15 protein-coding genes, 2 pseudogenes, 1 riboswitch and 1 other annotated feature are annotated in these 17832 nt (G+C 54.5%); of the genes and pseudogenes, 8 read left to right on the top strand and 9 right to left on the bottom strand.

Annotation, left to right across the window (positions count from 1 at the left end):
* Positions 1–3 precede the first annotated feature (3 nt).
* The 4 genes from JJE36_01200 to JJE36_01215 all read right to left on the bottom strand — a co-directional run bounded on the left by JJE36_01200 (position 4) and on the right by JJE36_01215 (position 3964).
* Positions 4–873 (bottom strand): extracellular solute-binding protein, encoded by an 870-nt coding sequence (locus tag JJE36_01200; GenBank protein ID MBK5210935.1) that lies wholly within the window; start codon positions 871–873, stop codon positions 4–6.
* Positions 863–992, bottom strand: a riboswitch (molybdenum cofactor riboswitch). It overlaps the preceding gene by 11 nt.
* A 118-nt stretch (positions 993–1110) precedes the next feature.
* Positions 1111–3069, bottom strand: a complete 1959-nt coding sequence (locus JJE36_01205) for a M13 family metallopeptidase (GenBank protein MBK5210936.1) — start codon at positions 3067–3069, stop codon at positions 1111–1113.
* On the bottom strand, positions 3066–3596 hold the full coding sequence (locus JJE36_01210) for a hypothetical protein (protein MBK5210937.1): 531 nt from the start codon (positions 3594–3596) through the stop codon (positions 3066–3068). The genes JJE36_01205 and JJE36_01210 overlap by 4 nt, the downstream gene beginning before the upstream one ends.
* 29 nt (positions 3597–3625) lie before the next feature.
* Entirely contained in the window at positions 3626–3964 is a 339-nt protein-coding gene (locus JJE36_01215; protein ID MBK5210938.1) for an ArsR family transcriptional regulator, read from the bottom strand.
* Positions 3965–4233: 269 nt separating this feature from the next.
* Here JJE36_01215 and JJE36_01220 point away from each other — a divergent pair, with 269 nt between their 5' ends.
* The gene (locus JJE36_01220; GenBank protein MBK5210939.1) at positions 4234–4932 is read left to right on the top strand and encodes an NERD domain-containing protein; all 699 of its coding nucleotides are present in this window, start codon (positions 4234–4236) and stop codon (positions 4930–4932) included.
* Between the two features lie 109 nt (positions 4933–5041).
* Here JJE36_01220 and JJE36_01225 read toward each other — a convergent pair whose 3' ends face one another.
* Genes JJE36_01225 through JJE36_01240 form a run of 4 tightly spaced genes read right to left on the bottom strand, consistent with a single transcriptional unit; the run spans position 5042 to position 8024 of the window.
* On the bottom strand, positions 5042–5929 hold the full coding sequence (locus JJE36_01225; GenBank protein ID MBK5210940.1) for a cysteine ABC transporter substrate-binding protein: 888 nt from the start codon (positions 5927–5929) through the stop codon (positions 5042–5044).
* A 17-nt stretch (positions 5930–5946) separates the two neighbouring features.
* A complete protein-coding gene (locus JJE36_01230; GenBank protein ID MBK5210941.1) occupies positions 5947–6675 on the bottom strand; it encodes an amino acid ABC transporter ATP-binding protein in 729 nt (242 codons plus the stop codon).
* Positions 6676–6706: 31 nt separating this feature from the next.
* Positions 6707–7384, bottom strand: coding sequence for an amino acid ABC transporter permease (locus JJE36_01235; protein MBK5210942.1), 678 nt, complete (start codon positions 7382–7384; stop codon positions 6707–6709).
* Positions 7365–8024 carry an amino acid ABC transporter permease gene (locus JJE36_01240; protein ID MBK5210943.1) on the bottom strand — a complete coding sequence of 220 codons (660 nt, stop codon included), beginning with the start codon at positions 8022–8024 and terminating at the stop codon, positions 7365–7367. The genes JJE36_01235 and JJE36_01240 overlap by 20 nt, the downstream gene beginning before the upstream one ends.
* 212 nt (positions 8025–8236) lie before the next feature.
* Here JJE36_01240 and amrS point away from each other — a divergent pair, with 212 nt between their 5' ends.
* From amrS to amrA, 3 genes and pseudogenes are all read left to right on the top strand, one after another.
* Complete coding sequence (amrS, locus tag JJE36_01245) at positions 8237–9109, top strand: AmmeMemoRadiSam system radical SAM enzyme (protein ID MBK5210944.1); 873 nt, start codon at positions 8237–8239, stop codon at positions 9107–9109.
* 11 nt (positions 9110–9120) lie between these two features.
* Positions 9121–9714, top strand: a pseudogene (gene amrB / locus JJE36_01250) (AmmeMemoRadiSam system protein B).
* Between the two features lie 12 nt (positions 9715–9726).
* A pseudogene (amrA, locus tag JJE36_01255) lies at positions 9727–10251 on the top strand (AmmeMemoRadiSam system protein A).
* A gap of 5 nt (positions 10252–10256) precedes the next feature.
* Here amrA and JJE36_01260 read toward each other — a convergent pair.
* Positions 10257–11393 (bottom strand): hypothetical protein, encoded by a 1137-nt coding sequence (locus JJE36_01260; protein ID MBK5210945.1) that lies wholly within the window; start codon positions 11391–11393, stop codon positions 10257–10259.
* Positions 11394–11534: 141 nt separating this feature from the next.
* Positions 11535–11788 (top strand) — a binding site (T-box leader).
* A 64-nt stretch (positions 11789–11852) separates the two neighbouring features.
* Here JJE36_01260 and trpE point away from each other — a divergent pair.
* Genes trpE through trpB form a run of 4 tightly spaced genes read left to right on the top strand, consistent with a single transcriptional unit; the run spans position 11853 to position 17831 of the window.
* Positions 11853–13403: an anthranilate synthase component I gene (trpE, locus tag JJE36_01265; protein ID MBK5210946.1), complete on the top strand. Its 1551-nt coding sequence runs from the start codon at positions 11853–11855 to the stop codon at positions 13401–13403.
* Positions 13400–15097 (top strand): anthranilate phosphoribosyltransferase, encoded by a 1698-nt coding sequence (gene trpD, locus JJE36_01270; protein ID MBK5210947.1) that lies wholly within the window; start codon positions 13400–13402, stop codon positions 15095–15097. Before trpE ends, trpD begins: the two co-directional genes overlap by 4 nt.
* Positions 15094–16599, top strand: coding sequence for a bifunctional indole-3-glycerol phosphate synthase/phosphoribosylanthranilate isomerase (locus JJE36_01275; GenBank protein ID MBK5210948.1), 1506 nt, complete (start codon positions 15094–15096; stop codon positions 16597–16599). Before trpD ends, JJE36_01275 begins: the two co-directional genes overlap by 4 nt.
* Positions 16596–17831 carry a tryptophan synthase subunit beta gene (trpB, locus tag JJE36_01280; GenBank protein ID MBK5210949.1) on the top strand — a complete coding sequence of 412 codons (1236 nt, stop codon included), beginning with the start codon at positions 16596–16598 and terminating at the stop codon, positions 17829–17831. The genes JJE36_01275 and trpB overlap by 4 nt, the downstream gene beginning before the upstream one ends.
* Position 17832: the final 1 nt, after the last annotated feature.

Below are 17832 nucleotides of genomic sequence, written 5' to 3' on the forward strand. Positions count from 1 at the left end.
CAACTACTTCGCGTTTGGTGTGAACAACGGACTGCCGAAGTCTGCCGTGCCGAAGTTTTTGATGACCGTCTGCTGGGCTTCTTTTGACAAAATCCAATCATGGAAGGTCTGAGCCGCAGCTTCTTGCTTTGCACCCTTTACGACGAGAACGCCATACTGGTTAAACAAGTCAGGCGCACCCGCAAAGAGGACCTTGCTTTCGATAGCCTTTTCTTTCTCCATTACCAGATAAGTAGCCTGATCGGTGAGAGTGTAAGCGCCCAGCTCATCAACCATCTTGAGCGTTTCGCCCATGCCTTGCCCTGACTTCTTATACCAGGAACCGCTTGGGGTGATGCCCGCAGCCTTCCAAATCTTAAGTTCTTTTTTATTCGTCCCCGAGTCATCGGCACGTGAGACGAACTTCGCTTTCTCGTCGGCGATTTTTTTGAATGCCTCAGCGGCGGTCTTTGATCCTGCAATCTTTGCGGGATCGTTTGCGGGGCCGACAATCACGAATTGGTTGTACATGACGTCCGCACGTGAATCTGCATAGCCGTCTTTTACGAACTGCTCTTCATCCGACTTCGCGTGGACGAGCAAGCAGTCTGCATCACCGTCGCGACCCTTTTGGATCGCCTCTCCGGTTCCGATTGCTACAACTTGAACCTTGATTGTTGGATTCGCCTTTTCGAAGGCAGGAATCAACACATCGAATAAACCTGAATCTTGCGTGGATGTGGTTGAAGCAAGGACCATATTTACCTGCTTCGGAGTTGGCGCTTTTGTGACCTTCTGAGGCGCCTTTGCTCCGCATCCCGAAAGAACAAACACCGATAGTGCCACCAGTAACGCCGCGCAAAGAAACTTAACCCTGTTCTTAACCAAACTCATATTTACTCCTTTTCAAATAATGGAAGGCACACCCGTTTCCAAGAGCACCCTATCGTCTAATAATCATGCGCGCATATCTAATGCCGGTTAGAATTACTAGCTCGGAGATTTCATTCAAGTATCGCTTAGTTTTTGCAAATTGCCTATTTTTTTATTTTTGTAGGGTGGTTTTGTTCCGCAGACGGTTGTTGTTGCGGCAGTAAAACCCCGCCTCCTCGGGGGTTGCACAGCTTCGACCTACCAGATATGGGCTCGTAGCGATTCTGGACGTCTCATGGCGGAGCCTTCCGGAATGTCGAACGCCTCGGCAAACGCCGGGGTGTTGGAAAGCGGTGCATTCACGCGAAACCGTGCAGGAGAATGCGGGTCGATATTGACGAGCAGGCGCGCGTATTCATCGGTGTAATTCATGTGCCAAACGGTCGCCCATGCCATGAAGAATCGTTGCCGGGGAGTGAAGCCGTCAATCGGTTCGCCCGTGTCGCCTCCGACATCGCGCAGCGCGACAAGCGCGAGCGAAAGGCCGCCCAAATCCGCTATGTTTTCGCCCAATGTGAGGCGGCCGTTGACATGCAGGTCGTCGACGACTCCATAGGCGTCGAACTGGTCGACGAGCACGTGGGCACGACGATCGAATTCGAGGCGGTCACTCTCGGTCCACCAATCGCGAAGCGACCCGTTTGTGTCGAAGTGGCTGCCCTGGTCGTCGAAGCCGTGGGTGATTTCATGACCGATGACCGCACCGATTGCGCCGAAGTTTACGGCATCGTCGGCATCGGCGTAAAAGAACGGTGGCTGCAAAATGCCGGCGGGAAAAACGATTTCGTTGAGGAGCGGGTGATAGTACGCATTGACCGTATGCGGCGGCATGGCCCATTCGTTGCGATTGACAGGTTGCCCGAGGCGGCCGATTTGGCGGTCGTGCTCGAAAGCGGCGCAGCGCATGCGATTTTCGGCATACGATGTCCGACCGACGGTAAGCCCCGAGTAATCTTTCCACGTGTCGGGAAATCCGATTTTATATTTGAAATCCGCGAGCTTCTCAAGCCCTTTTGGCTTGGTGTCCTCAGACATCCACTCGGCGTTTCGAATCGAGTCGCCCATCGCCGAAAGCAGACGGTCGACCATATGTTCGCAGCGACTCTTCGATTCTGCGGAGAACGCTTCATCGACATAGAGTTGCGAAACGAGTTCTCCGAGGTCTGTGCTCATCGCGTCGAGGATCCGCTTCCATCGCGGGCGCATTTTTTTCTGTCCGCCCAAAGTGCGTCCGTAAAAGTCGAACGATTCTTGTTCAAACTCGGCGGGCAGGGCGGAGGCGTAGGCACGAATGAGATTCCAGCGCAGATAATCGCGCACGGTGCTCAAAGGGGCTTCGTCAAGTGTCGCTTGAAGACCGGTGAAGAACCCCGGATTGTCGATGCATACTGTCGTAACAGATGGGCTGAGCGCGGTGATGAGTGCCGTGAGCTTGAGCGTCGGCATCAAATCGTCGAGTGCGGATACCTCATAACGATTCATGGTGAGTTGAACGTCGCGCATTTTCTCGGCAGGATAGGAAACTTGTGCCAGGCGGGTTTCGAAAGCGACGATACGCTTTGCCGCGTCGGCCGCACTTTCTTGCGAATCGCCGAGATTCGTCAGTTGGCGTGCGATATGCGCCTCGTACGCTTCACGAAGCTGCAGGGAACGCTCATCGTCGCGAATATAGTAATCGCGTTCGGGTAGTCCGGTTCCGCCTTGTCCGACGTAGAGCAGATACGCGTCTGCATTCTCGAAATCAGGAGCTATACCGATATCCATGAGCGGGCCGACGCCGATTCTGTTCAGTTCGACCACGACCGCGCGCACATCTTCGAGTGAACTGAGAGAGGATATCCGTGCGAGGAATTCGTCGAGTGGCGTTGTTCCCGCTTGCGAAATCGACGCCTCATCCATGGCGGAGGAAAAGTAGTCACCGGTCATCTGCGATGCCGTGCCGTTCGCAGGGGAGTTTTCGGCGGCATCGTTTAACAGGCGATGCAAAATATCAAGGTTCCGCTCGTTGACTTCATTGAAAGCGCCCCACGAACCGTAGGCGGGCGGCACGGGATTTTCGACCGACCAGCCACCGTTCACATAACCGAAGAAGTCATCTGCCGGAGAGATCTCGGGATCGAAAAATGCAGGGTCGAGAGGATACAAGCTGTTTTTCATTGAGATAGTCCTCGATTCACGTGGGTTTTTAAGCGTTCGATGACCGCTGGGTCGATAGTTTCTTTAGTGCTCCATTTATTTAGGGCTTCCCAGTCGATTTTGTTCTTCCGGGCAATGGCGATAGCTTGATCGAAGGACTGGTTATCTGTCCAATGAACGTAGGCCGCGATGCGATCCATTATGCTTTGTGTCGGGGTCACAATTCTTAGCGTCCCGTAGTCGGTGTGTATGAGGTGCATATCTTGTTCAAGAATGACGGTTTCGCCGAAAGAAAGTGGACCAGGAGGGAACTCAAGATAATATTCCGAGTCAGGATGTTCGAACTGCCTAGTTCTGATGACTTGATGAAATCCTAAAGGAGCAATCGCATCAGCAATGATGGAGTTTCTCTCGCTGGTAACAAAATCGAGGTCGAAACTCATATAGTCATTCATGCTGTAGATTGTTACAGCACCGCCCCCTGAAAGTGTGGCAATGATGCCGGCCGTCTCAAGTGTTTGGCTGACAATCGCTGCAATTTCTTCCAAAGTGGTTTCCTTGCCAATGGGTGTCACCGCTATAGCCTCTTTCCTGTTCGACGGGGCCGTTGTCGCTGACGAAAGTATTTCTTTACTTGGTCGTCGGGGAGAAGGTCAAGCTCGCGTGCAAGGGATTGGCGAAGATTTCTCACTGAAGGGTTTCGATCGTTGAATTCAAAGACGCGGGTTTTTCCGACGGTGCGACTGACCAACACTCCGCTTGCCTCAAGCCGAATGAGCTGTCGGTAAATGCTTGTCTGCTGTGTATCAAATATGGTCGCAATTCGGGAAGCGTATCCGGAACCGTATGCTTGGATGAAAAGCAAAACTTGTGCGGCGGCTCTATTTCCGTAAATTCCCTCTAATATCGGTGTCATGACGGAGTCCTTTCGTTAATGTTGATATTAACACATATTGTGTTTATATCAACACGTTATGTGTTAATAAATAGTTCAAATAATCGGTGTCGATGTTTCAGTCGAGTTCGTAAAGCAATACATAAGATTGGCAAAATAGCGGTCGGTCCCTCTTGGCAAACCGGCATTTCCCTTTGCTTTTGCTATGCTTATAATAATATTTGTCGCTGTGACGTTTTCGTGACGCGAGGATACTATCGAGGACAAATAGGCAGAGGGGGACGACCCGTATGTTTTTATTTATTTTGGTAATCTTCGCTATTCTTATTCCTCCTATGGTGTGGATGCTGATATTTTTCCTCGGATATAGGGATACAATTTATCGGCGCGAAACGGGTGCGCCATGGTTCAAAGTACGTTTCGATAAGGGCGCGCACGGAGAATATCTGAGTTTCCGCAAGTTGGAGAAAGTTCCCGGGCATAAGCGGTTTTTGTTCAATGTCTATCTACCGACCGATGCGGGCGGAACATCTGAAGTCGATCTCCTCATGATTCACCCGATGGGCATTTTCGTCATCGAATCGAAAAATTATTCCGGTTGGATATTCGGGAAAGACACCGACAAAATGTGGACGCAATCACTCGAAAACAGACAGAAGAATCGGTTTGCCAATCCTGTATGGCAAAATTCAGGTCACATCAAGCACCTCAAGGCTAATTTAAAGAGCTACAACGATGTCCCTTATTATAGTTACGTCGTCTTCAGCGAAAAATGCGAACTCAAAAAAATATCCGTGTCCAAAGAAAACACGTGGGTTCTTCAAAGACAGAACCTTGCGAAAGCGGTGGGGGCGACGGTAAAACAAACTCCACTCGCCCTTTCGTTGGCGGATATAGGAAATATCTATGCTGAGCTCAACCAGTACGCGCATGCCACTGCCGCCCAAAAGCAGGCGCATATCGATGCGATACGGGAGAAGGATTACTAGACTCTCACGACAAAGCAGCAGGGAAAAGTTCCCTGCTGCTTTGTTTGATAAAGGTCGCATCAGTCGGGCTCCGTCGCCCGGGTCCGTGCGTGCGCTTTTTCGATGATGCTTATTTAACTATTCCACCTTCGACGACGAGCTTTTCGGGAGATACGGCACTGCCGTAAACAGGTGCCAATGTCTTGGCGTAGTCTGCATGGAAGAACTTCTCATTTCCGAGCGTCTTGGTCTCGGCATTAATCCAGTTCAGCAAGTCGGTATTGCCCTTTTTAACAGCAGGGGCGATGGTGTCTTGGCTGCCGAGGTTGTCGATGCCGGCGGAGTAGCCTTTATTCTTCAATGCCCACGCCAGTACTTCGGTGTTGTCGGTGGAGAAAGCGTCTCCACGTCCGTCGAGCAGCGCGTTATAGGCTTCGGCGTACTGGTCGAATTTCAACAGTTTGACCTTCGGGTAGTTCTTTGAAAAGAAGGTCTCCGCAGTCGTACCTTTTGCAATGATCAAAGTCTTGCCGTTGAGTTGTTCGGGCTTTGTGATCTCAGACTTCGTCGGGCTGACGACGCCGATTGCCACTTTCATGTAAGGGAGAGCGAAATCTACGGACTGCGCACGCTCCGCGGTAACGGTGAAGTTCGCCAAAATGATGTCGACTTTGCCGGCCTTCAAATATTCGACGCGGCTCGCCGGCTCCACTGAAACGTACTCGGCCTTCACGCCGAGATCTTTTGCGATGCGGTTACCGAAATATACATCGTATCCTTGATAGACACCATTTGAGTCGATGTATCCGAATGGCGCTTTATCACTGAATACGCCGATGATGACTTTGCCGCTTTTCTTGATTTCAGCAACTGATCGTGCCTCCCCGGTCGTCGAAGTAGTGCTTGAAGCGGCACTTGTCGTTGCGGTTTTGCCCTTGGTTCCGCTGCATCCCGCAAGCAGGGCGAATGCTAGAACAAGCGTAAGTGCAAGTGCTGTGAATCTGATTGGTTTTTTCATACTGGTTCCTCTATTCATTATTCGAAAGTAAACATATTCAAAAACTTCTGTGCTCGTTCGGTCTTCGGTTGAGTGAAGAACTCTTCGGGTTTGCCGGTTTCGACGATCTCACCGTCATCGATAAATATGATGCGGTCGGCAATCGCTTGAGCGAACTGCATTTCATGGGTGACGATTACCATTGTCATGCCACCCTTTGCAAGCTCAAGTATCACGTCGAGCACTTCGCGAACCATCTCGGGATCGAGCGCTGCCGTGACTTCATCGAAAAGCATGACTTCCGGCTCCATCATAAGGGCGCGAACGATAGCTACGCGCTGTTTCTGACCGCCGGAGAGCTGACGAGGATAAGCATCTCTTTTTTCTAAGAGTCCGACCCGGAGCAGTTTTTGTTCGGCGGAAGCCGTCGCTTCTTGTTTCGTTCGTTTCTGCACCTTGGTGGGACCGAGCAGTACATTTTCTAAAACAGTCATATTGGGAAACAGATCGTAGCTTTGGAATACCATACCGATTTTTTGTCGGATCAGGCTCCATTTCGTCTTCCCGTCTGTTATCGATTGCCCATCCAAAATAATTCTCCCGGACTGGATATCCTCCAGCCCGTTGATACATCGCAGAAGAGTACTTTTGCCGCTGCCCGAAGGGCCTATCACCACGGTCACTTCACCGATATCGACCTTAAAGGATATGTCCTTCAGAACTTCGGCATCTTCGTATTTCTTTTGCAAATGCTCGATTTCGAGCAATGTGTTTACATTTTTTGTCATCATTTTCACCTCAATTCTTCCATTGTTTTTCTAATCTGCCGGCCAATTTGGAAATCGGATAACAGACGATGAAATAAAGGAAGAAAATGACCCCGTAGATCCACAATGCAGCATCGGGAGTGGTATAGCGGTTGGCATCGATTATCTGCTGTCCGACCTTGAGAACTTCTACGACACCGATGAGAACGACGAGCGAGGTGGTTTTTATCATGCGTGTGGTCAGGTTTATGGCCGGCGGAGTCAGGCGTCGCAGAGTTTGGGGAATGACAACATAGCGATAGGCCTGTAGCTTTGTGAGGCCGAGCGCGGCGCTGCTGTCGTACTGATGTTTCGGGATTGAAATCAGTGCGCTTCGGACCAAATCGCCCATTTCGGCGGTGCCCCACAAAGAAAAGACGATTATCGCCGAGGTCTGTCCGGAGAGGTCGATGCCGAACGCAGTGGTCAGCCCGAAATACACGAGGAACAACGACACCAACTGGGGCATCAGACGATTGAATTCGAGGAATATTTTGGTGAGAACTTTCGTTATCGGATTCTTGAGTGTCATCACCATGCCCAGCAAGACGCCCAAAACGAGGGAAATCGCCACGGAAACGAGCGAGATCTCGACCGTGACCCAGAGTCCGGAAAGCAGGCGCGTGAAGTTACTGCCCTCGAAGAGGACTTTAATTCCCAAATCCTGCATAGCGAAGCCTCCTCTCCAAGAGCGATGAGAGAAGCGAGATCGGCAACAGTACCACCAAATAAGCGATTACCAACATGAGAAGAGCTTCGTTGGTTTTGTAATAGAGCCCGATGAGGTCCTTCGCGACATACATCAAGTCGGCTAAAGCAACGGCGCTGAACACGGAAGTTTCCTTTATGAGAAAGATGACGTTTGCAAAAAGGGCGGGAACGGAAACCGAGAGCGCTTGGGGTAATACGACATAGCGAACGATTTGCAGTCGGTTGAGACCGATGCTCATGCCCGATTCGATCTGGCTTTTCTCCACGGATTCAAGACCGCTTCTGAAAACTTCGGCCATGTAACTTCCGCCCAAGAACGTCAGACCGATAATCGCACACCCTTCGGAGCTGATGATGATTCCCAATTTCGGGAGACCGAAATAGAGGAGGAAGAGTTGGACGAGGAGGGGAGTGTTGCGCGATAGCTCGATATATCCCGATACGATACGACTCGCTACCGGGATTTTGAAGTAGAGGATGAGCCCGCAAAACAATCCGACGACGAGTGCGAACAGAATGCCCCAAAACGAGATGGACAACGTCAATTTCGCGGCTGTGACGAAGAGCGGAGCATATGTTTTCATGAAGACGAGATCCAAAACTTCCAACCCTTTCAGCTCTATCTCGATACGTTGCTCATATATTCATATAAATCATATATGAATAGTATGATTTATAAACCAGTGGCATAGTCTTGTCAACTCGAAAACGAGAATAAAGGAGATTTGTCGAGTAGATTTCGAAAATCGAAAATGCGTCTGCGCTGTGAAATCGGTATCAAAAGCCTCTTTCATGTGGGTATAATCACCCTATGGAAGAGGCGATCCTATATACCAGGGAACCCGAGCACGTCGTCGTGTGCGGGGTGTGCAACCATCGCTGCCGCATCAAAGACGGCAAGCGCGGCATCTGCGGTGTCCGCGAGAATAGCGGGGGCGTGCTCTATGCTTTGAACTATGGCAAGGCCGTCTCCGTGAGTATCGACCCCATCGAGAAGAAACCGCTCTTCCATTTCATGCCCGGCACGACCACCTACTCCTTCGCCACCGTCGGATGCAACTTCAAGTGTGACTGGTGCCAGAATTGGGAGATATCCCAGAGCTCGAAGCCGAACGGTCTCATCATGGGGTCGGACATCAGCCCACAGGAGCATGTCGCTCAGGCGCTCGACTACGGGTGCCCGTCCATCTCATACACGTATACCGAACCGACGATATTCATCGAGTACGCGCTCGATACGATGAAGGTGGCGCGCGAGGCCGGGCTCAAGAACGTCTGGGTGAGCAACGGCTATATGACCCCCGAGGCACTTGAGGCGATCGCTCCGTATCTCGATGCGATCAACGTCGACTTCAAAGGCCCCGATGATGCCGTCTACCAAAGGTATTGCGGCGGCAGGGCGAAGTTCGTGATGGAGAACCTGGTTGCGATCAAGCGGCTCGGCATCCATCTCGAGATCACCACGTTGGTCATCCCGGAAGTCAACGACAGAAAAGACCAATTGCGTGCGGTCGCCGAGTTTATCGCCAAAGAAGTCGGCGAGGATGTCCCCTGGCATATATCCCGCTTTTTCCCGGCGTGGAAGATGCCGCAAACGCCGGTCACCCCCATCGAAACCCTTGAGCTCGCCGCCGAAATCGGTCGCGACCTCGGTCTGGAACATATCCATATCGGCAATGTCTAAGGAGGCAATCGATGTTGGTATTCGGTGTGATATCGCCTCACCCGCCGTTGATCATCCCTGAAATCGGCGGGGACGACCTCGTGAAGGTGAAGCGGACCGTCGAGGCTTTGGAGGCGGCCGCTGAGAAACTCGGTGAAGCCGATCCCGAGAGGGTGATAATCATCTCGCCTCATCGTGATTACGGTTTCGAGGTTCCCCTCCATTACCTGCGCAAACATCTCCGTCAAGACGTCGATATCGAGAAGATACTGGTGACGAACCCCTCGTACGAGTATTACTACGATACCGGCAAGAAGGTCGGAGCCCAGCTAAAGCTGGATGGAAGGAGATGCGCCATCATCGCCTCGGGCGATCTGTCGCACGTCCTTGAAAGCGACGGCCCCTACGGATACCACCCCTCCGGTCCGGTAATCGACGACATCATCATCAAAGCGGTGCGCGAACGCGATGCGCAGGCGCTTCTCGATATCGATCCGGTCACTTTGGAGGAAGGCGCCGAGTGCGGTTTGAGGTCGATACTCTTCCTCTTGGGCGCGCTCGAAGGATTGGAAGTCGAATCCCGGGTGTTGTCCTTCGAGGGTCCTTTCGGTGTGGGGTATCTCGTTGCGACTTTTGAGGTGGAATGAAGAATGGACATTTTGGGACTGGCCGGAGAGGCCATACGACAGTATCTCGATACGGGTGCGACGATGTCTGTTCCCGACGGCCTGCCTCCGAGCCTGGATAAGAAGGCTGCGTGTTTCGTCACTTTGCATGAGAAGGACGGATCGTTGCGCGGTTGCATCGGCACGATAGAGCCGGTTCGGGAAAGCCTCGCCGAGGAAGTCATAGAAAACGCGATATCCTCCGCTGCTTATGATCCGCGGTTCTTTCCGGTGATCCGTGAGGAGTTCGACGCGCTGGATGTGAGTGTCGACGTTCTAGAGCCGCCGGTGCCGACCACCGACTTGTCCGTGCTCGACCCGCAAATCTACGGGGTGATCGTCGCCACCGATGATGGACGCCGAGGTGTGTTGTTGCCTCATCTCGAAGGCGTCGACAGCGTCGCGGAACAGATTGCCATCTGTAGACAAAAAGGTGGGATCAGGCCTGACGAGAAGGTGCACATCTACCGATTCACCGTGGTGAGATATGCTTCATAGACGAATCAGAACCTGAAAATCGCCGCCGCGCCGCTTGTCGAAGGCATTCGGCTGGGTGGAAGTACCACAATTTCACCGCCGTTTCGGATAGACATCTCTGCAAGTTGTTCGAGAAGTTCGGGAGCATCTTCTTCATCAAGATATTCGACCGACCCGGTTTTTTCATCAAGCGTCCCTCGGACCGTTCGACCGGACTCCATGAGGAGCGTCCAGACCCTGCCATCCACTGCAGCATGAGCGATTTCAGCGATGTCACTACTTGAACCACCGTGCCCGTAAACTGTGTTGAAGCGGTCGAGTATTTCGCCTTCAAACTCAATACGATGTCGCTCGATGATCTTGGTCGCCTGTTCACGCATCTCTTCGCCCGTCAGGGAGGCCGGATCGGCTTCGATTCCCTCCGCCTCGAGGTCCGGGTTTTTACTGATGCTGTGGAACTCCTTCTGATGCTCAGGGAGCGATGCCAGGATGAGCGGCAGCCCCGAAGGACGGGAGTAGCGTTCGAGCATCCACCGGTCGATGATGCGGAAGTATCTCGTAGCATCGGAATCGACCTCATCTTTGCGCGCACCCGTCCCGTGGAACGTCGATGGAGCTCCTCTCGCTCCGGAGGAAATCGTGGTGTACTTCTCGGTAAGTAAAGCACCGAGTGCATCTTCGATGGTTTTCGGCGCATCCGCGTGCAGTTCGATTTCACGAATCGAGTATCTGGTACCTTCGAAAAGGTATATCTTGTTCAGCTCCACGCCGAGGACGTGATAACGCTCCATCGGTTCCAAGATGTCAACCAACGGTTTTGTGAAGAACCTATCGTCTACCACGACCGCCTCTGCGACCGAGGCTTGTAGCGAATATACTTGTGATTCTCCACCGGCGGCAAGAACCGCGAGCCCGCTGTGGGTGTTGTTCCAAAATTCTTTATCTTCGGCCAGCTTTTTAAGCGGGGCGAGGAGCGTGTCTGCATCGGCATCTGGATATTTCTGGCTCAGACTCTTTTCAACCCGGTGAATCGAATTGCGAAATCGAATGGGGTCTTGAAGGTTATCGGGATAATTCAGGTGAGTAGGGAGATAAATCGATATGCACGGTGGTTGATGACGTTCGGTGAGAAGCGACCGATAGTTCTGTGAAAAGGAATCCATGATTTTCCTCTCGATGCAATAGTTGGTATATATATGTAGTCTACCCGTTAGAGGCCCGAGTTACGCAAGTGTGGAGATATTTTAGTCGTACTCTTGCGTGATTTATTTTATCGGTATATACTTGCGGACACTTGTACAGCAGTGTACGCGATGGGGAATAGTAGGCAGGAACCGACGCACCAGAGAACCGGGGATAGTGGAATCCCGGCGCGAACGGACAAGCCGAATGGGCCCCCGAGCCTTCAGCATGCATTAATGCTGATGTGTTCCACTCTTGCAGTGGGCCGTGCATACATCGGAGATCTTGTTGCCGATAAGCTGACAGTTCTAAGTGGTCCGAACCTCCCGGTTTGGTCAACAAGGGTGGTACCGCGAGAAATCTTCTCGTCCCTTGGCTGACGGGAGGTTTTTTGCTTCCCGAAGTAGAAATCCTCATACGTTCGGGAAGGATGGTTCCATATGTTCACACCAAGCAAAGAAGAGTACATCAGACTCGCATCCGAATACGATGTCGTGCCGGTCGTCCGCGAGGTCTATGCCGATCTCGCGACGCCGATCAGCGCATTCATGGCGCTTTCGGAAGGGGAGGAACACGCGTTTCTCCTTGAAAGCGTCGTCGGCGGCGAACGCCTCGGCCGGTACAGTTTCATCGGCGTCGGGGACAGATCGGTCATCACCGCGCGAGGGCACGAAGTGCTCATCGACGGGGAGATGGTACACGGAGAATACGCGGAGGATCCCTTGCGCGTCGTGTCACGCGAACTTTCTGTAGGTAAAGTCGCGCGCATTCCGGGGCTGCCGCTTTTCGTGGGCGGAGCAGTCGGTTACGTCGGCTACGAGACGGCCGCATCGTTTGAAAAAGTTCCTCGCCACCCCAACGATCAGATAGGCGCGCCTGATTTTTGCTTCATGATGACAGACGTCGTCGTCGCATTCGATCATGCTCGTCGCATCATGCAGGTCATCACGCCGACTCGGCCGGGAGGTGCTCCCGAACTTGCTTACGAGGCTGCGACCAAGCGCATTGATGCCTATTTGCAACGCATCGATGCCGGACCGCGCGGCGCCGAGCTCGGTGTGGTCGGTGCCAGTACGGACGTTCCTCTCACGGCGCACACGAGCCATGAGGATTTCATCGAACAAGTCAACACGGCCAAGGAGCATATTCTGGCCGGCGACATTTTCCAAATCGTTCTTTCGCAACGTTTCACCACTCCCTTCGAAGGCGACGGGCTCGATCTTTACCGCGTATTGCGCGCCGTCAACCCCAGCCCTTACATGTTCTACGTGCGAACACGCGACGTGACGCTTGTGGGTTCCAGCCCCGAACCGCTCGTTCGACTCGAAGGTGACACGGTTCTCACACGTCCTTTGGCCGGCACTCGTCCTCGCGGCAAGAGTGCCGCAGAGGACAGCAAGTTACGCGCCGATTTGCTCGACGACGAGAAAGAGCGGGCCGAGCATGTCATGCTGGTCGATCTCGGCCGCAACGACATCAGCCGGGTGTCGACACCGGGATCGGTGAGCGTCGATGAGCTCATGGATGTCGAGTATTACAGTCATGTCATGCACATCGTGAGCAATGTCACCGGTACGCTTGCCGCGGATAAAGATGCATTCGATGCTCTCGAGGCGACGTTTCCGGCGGGTACGGTTTCGGGTGCTCCCAAAGTCCGTGCGATGGAGATTATCGCCGAGCTCGAAAAAGAAGCGCGCGGACCCTATGCCGGTACGGTCGGCTACATCGGGCTCGACGGCGCTATGGACATGTGCATCACCATCAGAACGGTGGCTATCGCCAACGGCACCGCCTATTTGCAAGCCGGCGCGGGAATCGTTGCCGACTCCGATCCCGAGAGCGAATACGAGGAGTGCCTCCATAAGGCCCGTGCTCTGCATCGCGCTCTCGAACTTGCCGCCGGTATGAGGAGCACGAAAGTGTTCGACAAAGGAAACGAAAAAGCCGCGCCCGACTCCGCACACCCGGTGGAAGGTGGTGATGCGCAATGATTCTCATCATCGATAATTACGATTCATTCACCTATAACCTGGTGCAACTTTTGTCGGCACTCGGGGCACAAGTCGAGGTGCGTCGCAACGACGTGTTGACCGCTCGGGAAGCGCTTGCGCTCAATCCGAAAGGCGTGGTTATATCTCCGGGGCCGGGGACGCCCGATGACGCGGGTATTTCGCGCGATGTCATAAGGGCGGCTGCCGATGCCGGTATTCCGGTGCTCGGCGTGTGTTTGGGACACCAGTCGATCGCGGAGGTCTTCGGGGCATCGGTGGAGCGTGCCGATAAGCCGGTACACGGAAAAGCCGACAAGGTGATCCATGACGGTTCCGGTGTGTTTGCCGGTGTTCCGAATCCGTTTTCCGCGACTCGGTATCATTCGCTTCGAGTCGCAAACGAGAGTGTGCCGGATGTTTTGAACGTGACCGCGCGAACCGCCGACGGCACCATCATGGGGCTGCAACACGTTTCCCTCCCCGTATTCGGAGTGCAATTCCATCCCGAAAGCGTGCTCACTCCGGAAGGGACGAAACTACTCGCCAACTTCCTCGATATCGCCGATGAGGTTCCACTGTCCCATCATGTGAGCGGTGCACCTTCAATCGTTTCGGCGTCGGGCGGCTCGCAAAGAGCCAGTGTTGCGGCGACCGAGGTCGACACCATCGTCGGCGGCATCGCACGTGTCGCGTCGGGGGGCTCACTTTCCGAAATCGAAGCACAACGTGTCATGGGAGAAATCATGGACGGCGAGGCGACCGCCTCACAAATCAGCGCGCTCATAGTCGCCATCCGCATGAAGGGTGAGACCGTCGATGAAATCGTCGGATTCGCCCGGGCGATGCGCGATCGCGCCACCCCCGTCGCACCGAAGGTTTCGGGCTATATCGATACCTGCGGAACCGGCGGCGACGGATTGCATACGTTCAACATATCGACGACCGCGGCTTTCGTGGTCGCAGGCGCCGGAGTGCCGGTCGCCAAGCACGGCAACCGTGCGGTTTCCTCGTCGTCGGGAAGCGCCGATGTGCTCGAAGTTCTCGGCGTCGATTTGACGCTGAATCCGACGGATGTGGCGCGCTGCGTCGATGAAATCGGTATCGGTTTCCTGTTCGCCCAAGCTCTGCACGCAAGTATGCGCCATGCGGGGCCGACGCGTCGTGAAATCGGTATACGCACGGTGTTCAACATACTCGGTCCCCTCACCAATCCGGCCGGCGCAAAACGCCAGCTTCTCGGCGTCTATGACGCGAAGTTGGCGCCCATGATGGCAGAAGTCGCCGGGCGTCTCGGAGCCGAGCGGGCCATAATCGTCAACGGACATCCCGGGATGGACGAGGTATCGGGAGACGGCGTCACCACCGTGGCCGACTACCACGACGGTCACGTCTTCCTCTATGAAATCACGCCCGAAAGCGTCGGTTTGAGGCGGGGAAGCGTTGCCGATATCGCCGGAGGCACGGTGGAGGAAAACGCCGATATTCTGCGAAAGATCCTTGCCGGAGAGCAGGGCGCGCGACGCAACATCGTGCTGCTCAACGCCGCCACGGCACTCGTCGCCGCCGGCAAAGTGGACGATGTGATCCAGGGCGTGAAACTCGCAAAGGAAAGTATCGATTCCGGTAAAGCGCTTGCCGCGCTCGACGCGTTGGTGGCTTTGTCGCAGCAGCTCGCAAAGGCGGAAGTGGAATGAACTTCTTGACGAATATGGTGGAGCGCAGAACCGCTCGCATCGCAGTCGAATACGGTACGCGTTCGGTAGTCGAGCTCAAGCAACACGCCTTGAGTCGTGTGTCTTCGCATAGCTTCGAGGCCGCGTTGTCGTCTCGCACGGATGTCGGAATCATCGCCGAGGTGAAAAAGGCTTCTCCGAGTGTGGGCCGTATCGCTCCCGATAAAAACGTCGCCGAGCAAGCCCGCAGGTATCAAGAGGGCGGCGCGGCCGCGGTGAGCGTGCTCACCGAGCCGGAAAGTTTCGCAGGTTCGTTCGAAGATTTGGCGCTGGTGCGAGATGCGGTGGAACTTCCCGTTTTATGCAAAGATTTCGTCGTCGATCTCACGCAAGTTTACGTCGCTCGCGCTCTCGGAGCCGACGCGATACTACTCATGGTCAATGTGCTCGGAGATAAGCTCGAAGAATATCTTGCCGCGGTGCACGAGGTCGGGATGAGCGCACTGGTGGAGGTGGTCGATGAAACCGAACTCGCGGCGGCGCACGATGCGGGTGCTCGAATCATCGGAGTGAACAGTCGCGATTTGCATACGCTCAAAGTCGATCGTTCGCGCGCGCTCGAAGTGGTGCGAGCCGCTGCCGGGATGGGCCTTGTCGTGGTGAGCGCGAGCGGAGTCAAGAGCAAAGCCGACGTGGAACAGGCCGCGGGCGCTTCTGCAAACGCCGTGCTTGTCGGCGAGATGCTCATGCGGGCACAAGATCCGGCCGCCACGCTCAATTCGCTGACAGGCGTGCCACGCGGGGGCAATCGAACCATCCGACAAACAGGCGAAGCTATCATGAAACACACGCTTGTCAAAATATGCGGAATCACTCGCCGACAAGATGCCGAGGCGGCCGTCAAGGCCGGCGCCGATGCCATCGGCGTGATACTGGCTCCCTCGAAACGTCGCGTCACCGTCGAAGAAGCGATGGAAATATTCGCAGTCGTTCCCTCGATAGGGGCCGGTTACGGCGGTGCCCCGGTTTTCGGTGGGCAGACTGTTGAGCGCGTGGGGGTATTCGTGAATGCCGAACTCTCCTTCGTCAACGACGTAGTCAAGCGATGTGGCCTGTCCGCAGTCCAGCTCAGCGGGAGCGAGTCCCCCGATTACTGTGCGGCCGTTACCGTTCCCGTAATAAAGATGATTCCCGTCGGGAAGAATTTTTCCTGGCGACTTTTAGAGCGCTATCGCGGTGCGGCGTCGACATTTTTGCTCGACACCCACGTTCCCGGGCAAGCAGGGGGGACTTCGCAGACATTTTCGTGGGAGACCGTCGGTGTGCCTCCGCAGTGGGCTCAGGTGCTTGTGGCGGGTGGTCTCACCTCGAGAAACGTTGCCGATTGTATAAGAATATCGCGGCCGGCCGGCGTGGATGTATCTTCCGGAGTAGAGAAATCGCCGGGCGAAAAGGACAGAGATGAAATGAATTCATTCTGCGACGCGGTTCGCAGTGTCGATTGTGAGGAGCAGCTACTATGAGTACGTTATTTCCTAATGCCCAAGAGGCGTATTTCGGACCCGATGCAGAAGGTTTTTACGGTCCCTACGGCGGACGATTCGTGCCTGAAACCGTAATGCCCGCGCTTATCGAACTCACGGCTGCCTATAAAGAGGCGCGCGAGGATGAGGCGTTTGCGGCTGAGCTCACTGATCTTTACGTCAATTATGTCGGACGTGAGACGCCGCTTTATTCCGCGAAACGATTGGCCGAGGCGGTAGGATTAGGGCGGGTGTTGTTGAAGCGCGAAGATCTCTGCCACACGGGGGCGCATAAAATCAACAATACGCTCGGACAATGTCTGCTGGCCAAGCGCATGGGCAAAAAGCGCGTCATTGCCGAGACCGGTGCCGGTCAGCACGGAGTGGCGACCGCGACGACCGCGGCGCTCATGGGGCTTGAATGCGCCGTGTTCATGGGCGTCGAAGACATTCGCCGGCAGTCGCTCAACGTCTATAAGATGCGTCTTCTCGGTGCCGAGGTCATCCCCGTCGATGAAGGTTCCGGGACGCTTGCCAACGCGGTCACCGCGGCTTTGCGCCACTGGGTCGAGCGTGTCGAAGATACCTTTTATGTTCTCGGCTCGGCCGTCGGCCCTCATCCGTATCCTTTGATGGTGCGCGATTTCCAGTCGGTCATCGGCAATGAAATCATCGCGCAACTTGCTGAAAAGAACATAGGTCACGTCGATGCGGTGTGCGCATGCGTCGGGGGCGGAAGCAACGCAATCGGGACTTTTTACCCGTTCGTTTCGGCGGGCGCGCAGTTCGCAGACACCGAACTCGTCGGTGCTGAGGCGGCCGGTAAGGGGCTGGACACGGGCGAAACCGGTGCATCGCTCACGCTCGGCAGTCCGGGTATCATGCACGGTTTTTACAGCTATCTGTTGCAAGACGAGGCCGGCAATCCGCTCGAGGCCTATTCGATCTCTGCCGGGCTCGATTATCCCGGCGTCGGTCCCGAGCACGCGTTCTTCAAAGATGAAGGGTTCGTGCGTTATGAACCCGTCAGCGATACGGAGGCGCTGAAAGCATTCGAGCTCCTCACGTTGACCGAAGGAATCATTCCCGCCATCGAAAGCAGCCATGCGCTCGCGCTGTTGCCCGGTCTGGCTGAAAAGTATGGTCCACAGGCAACGGTCGTGGTCACCCTTTCCGGCCGCGGTGACAAAGATATCGATATCGTGAGGGAGGCGGGGCTCGGTGGAGAATAGT

The organism is Coriobacteriia bacterium (assembly GCA_016649875.1).
Classification (GTDB): Bacteria; Actinomycetota; Coriobacteriia; order WRKU01; family JAENWW01; genus JAENWW01.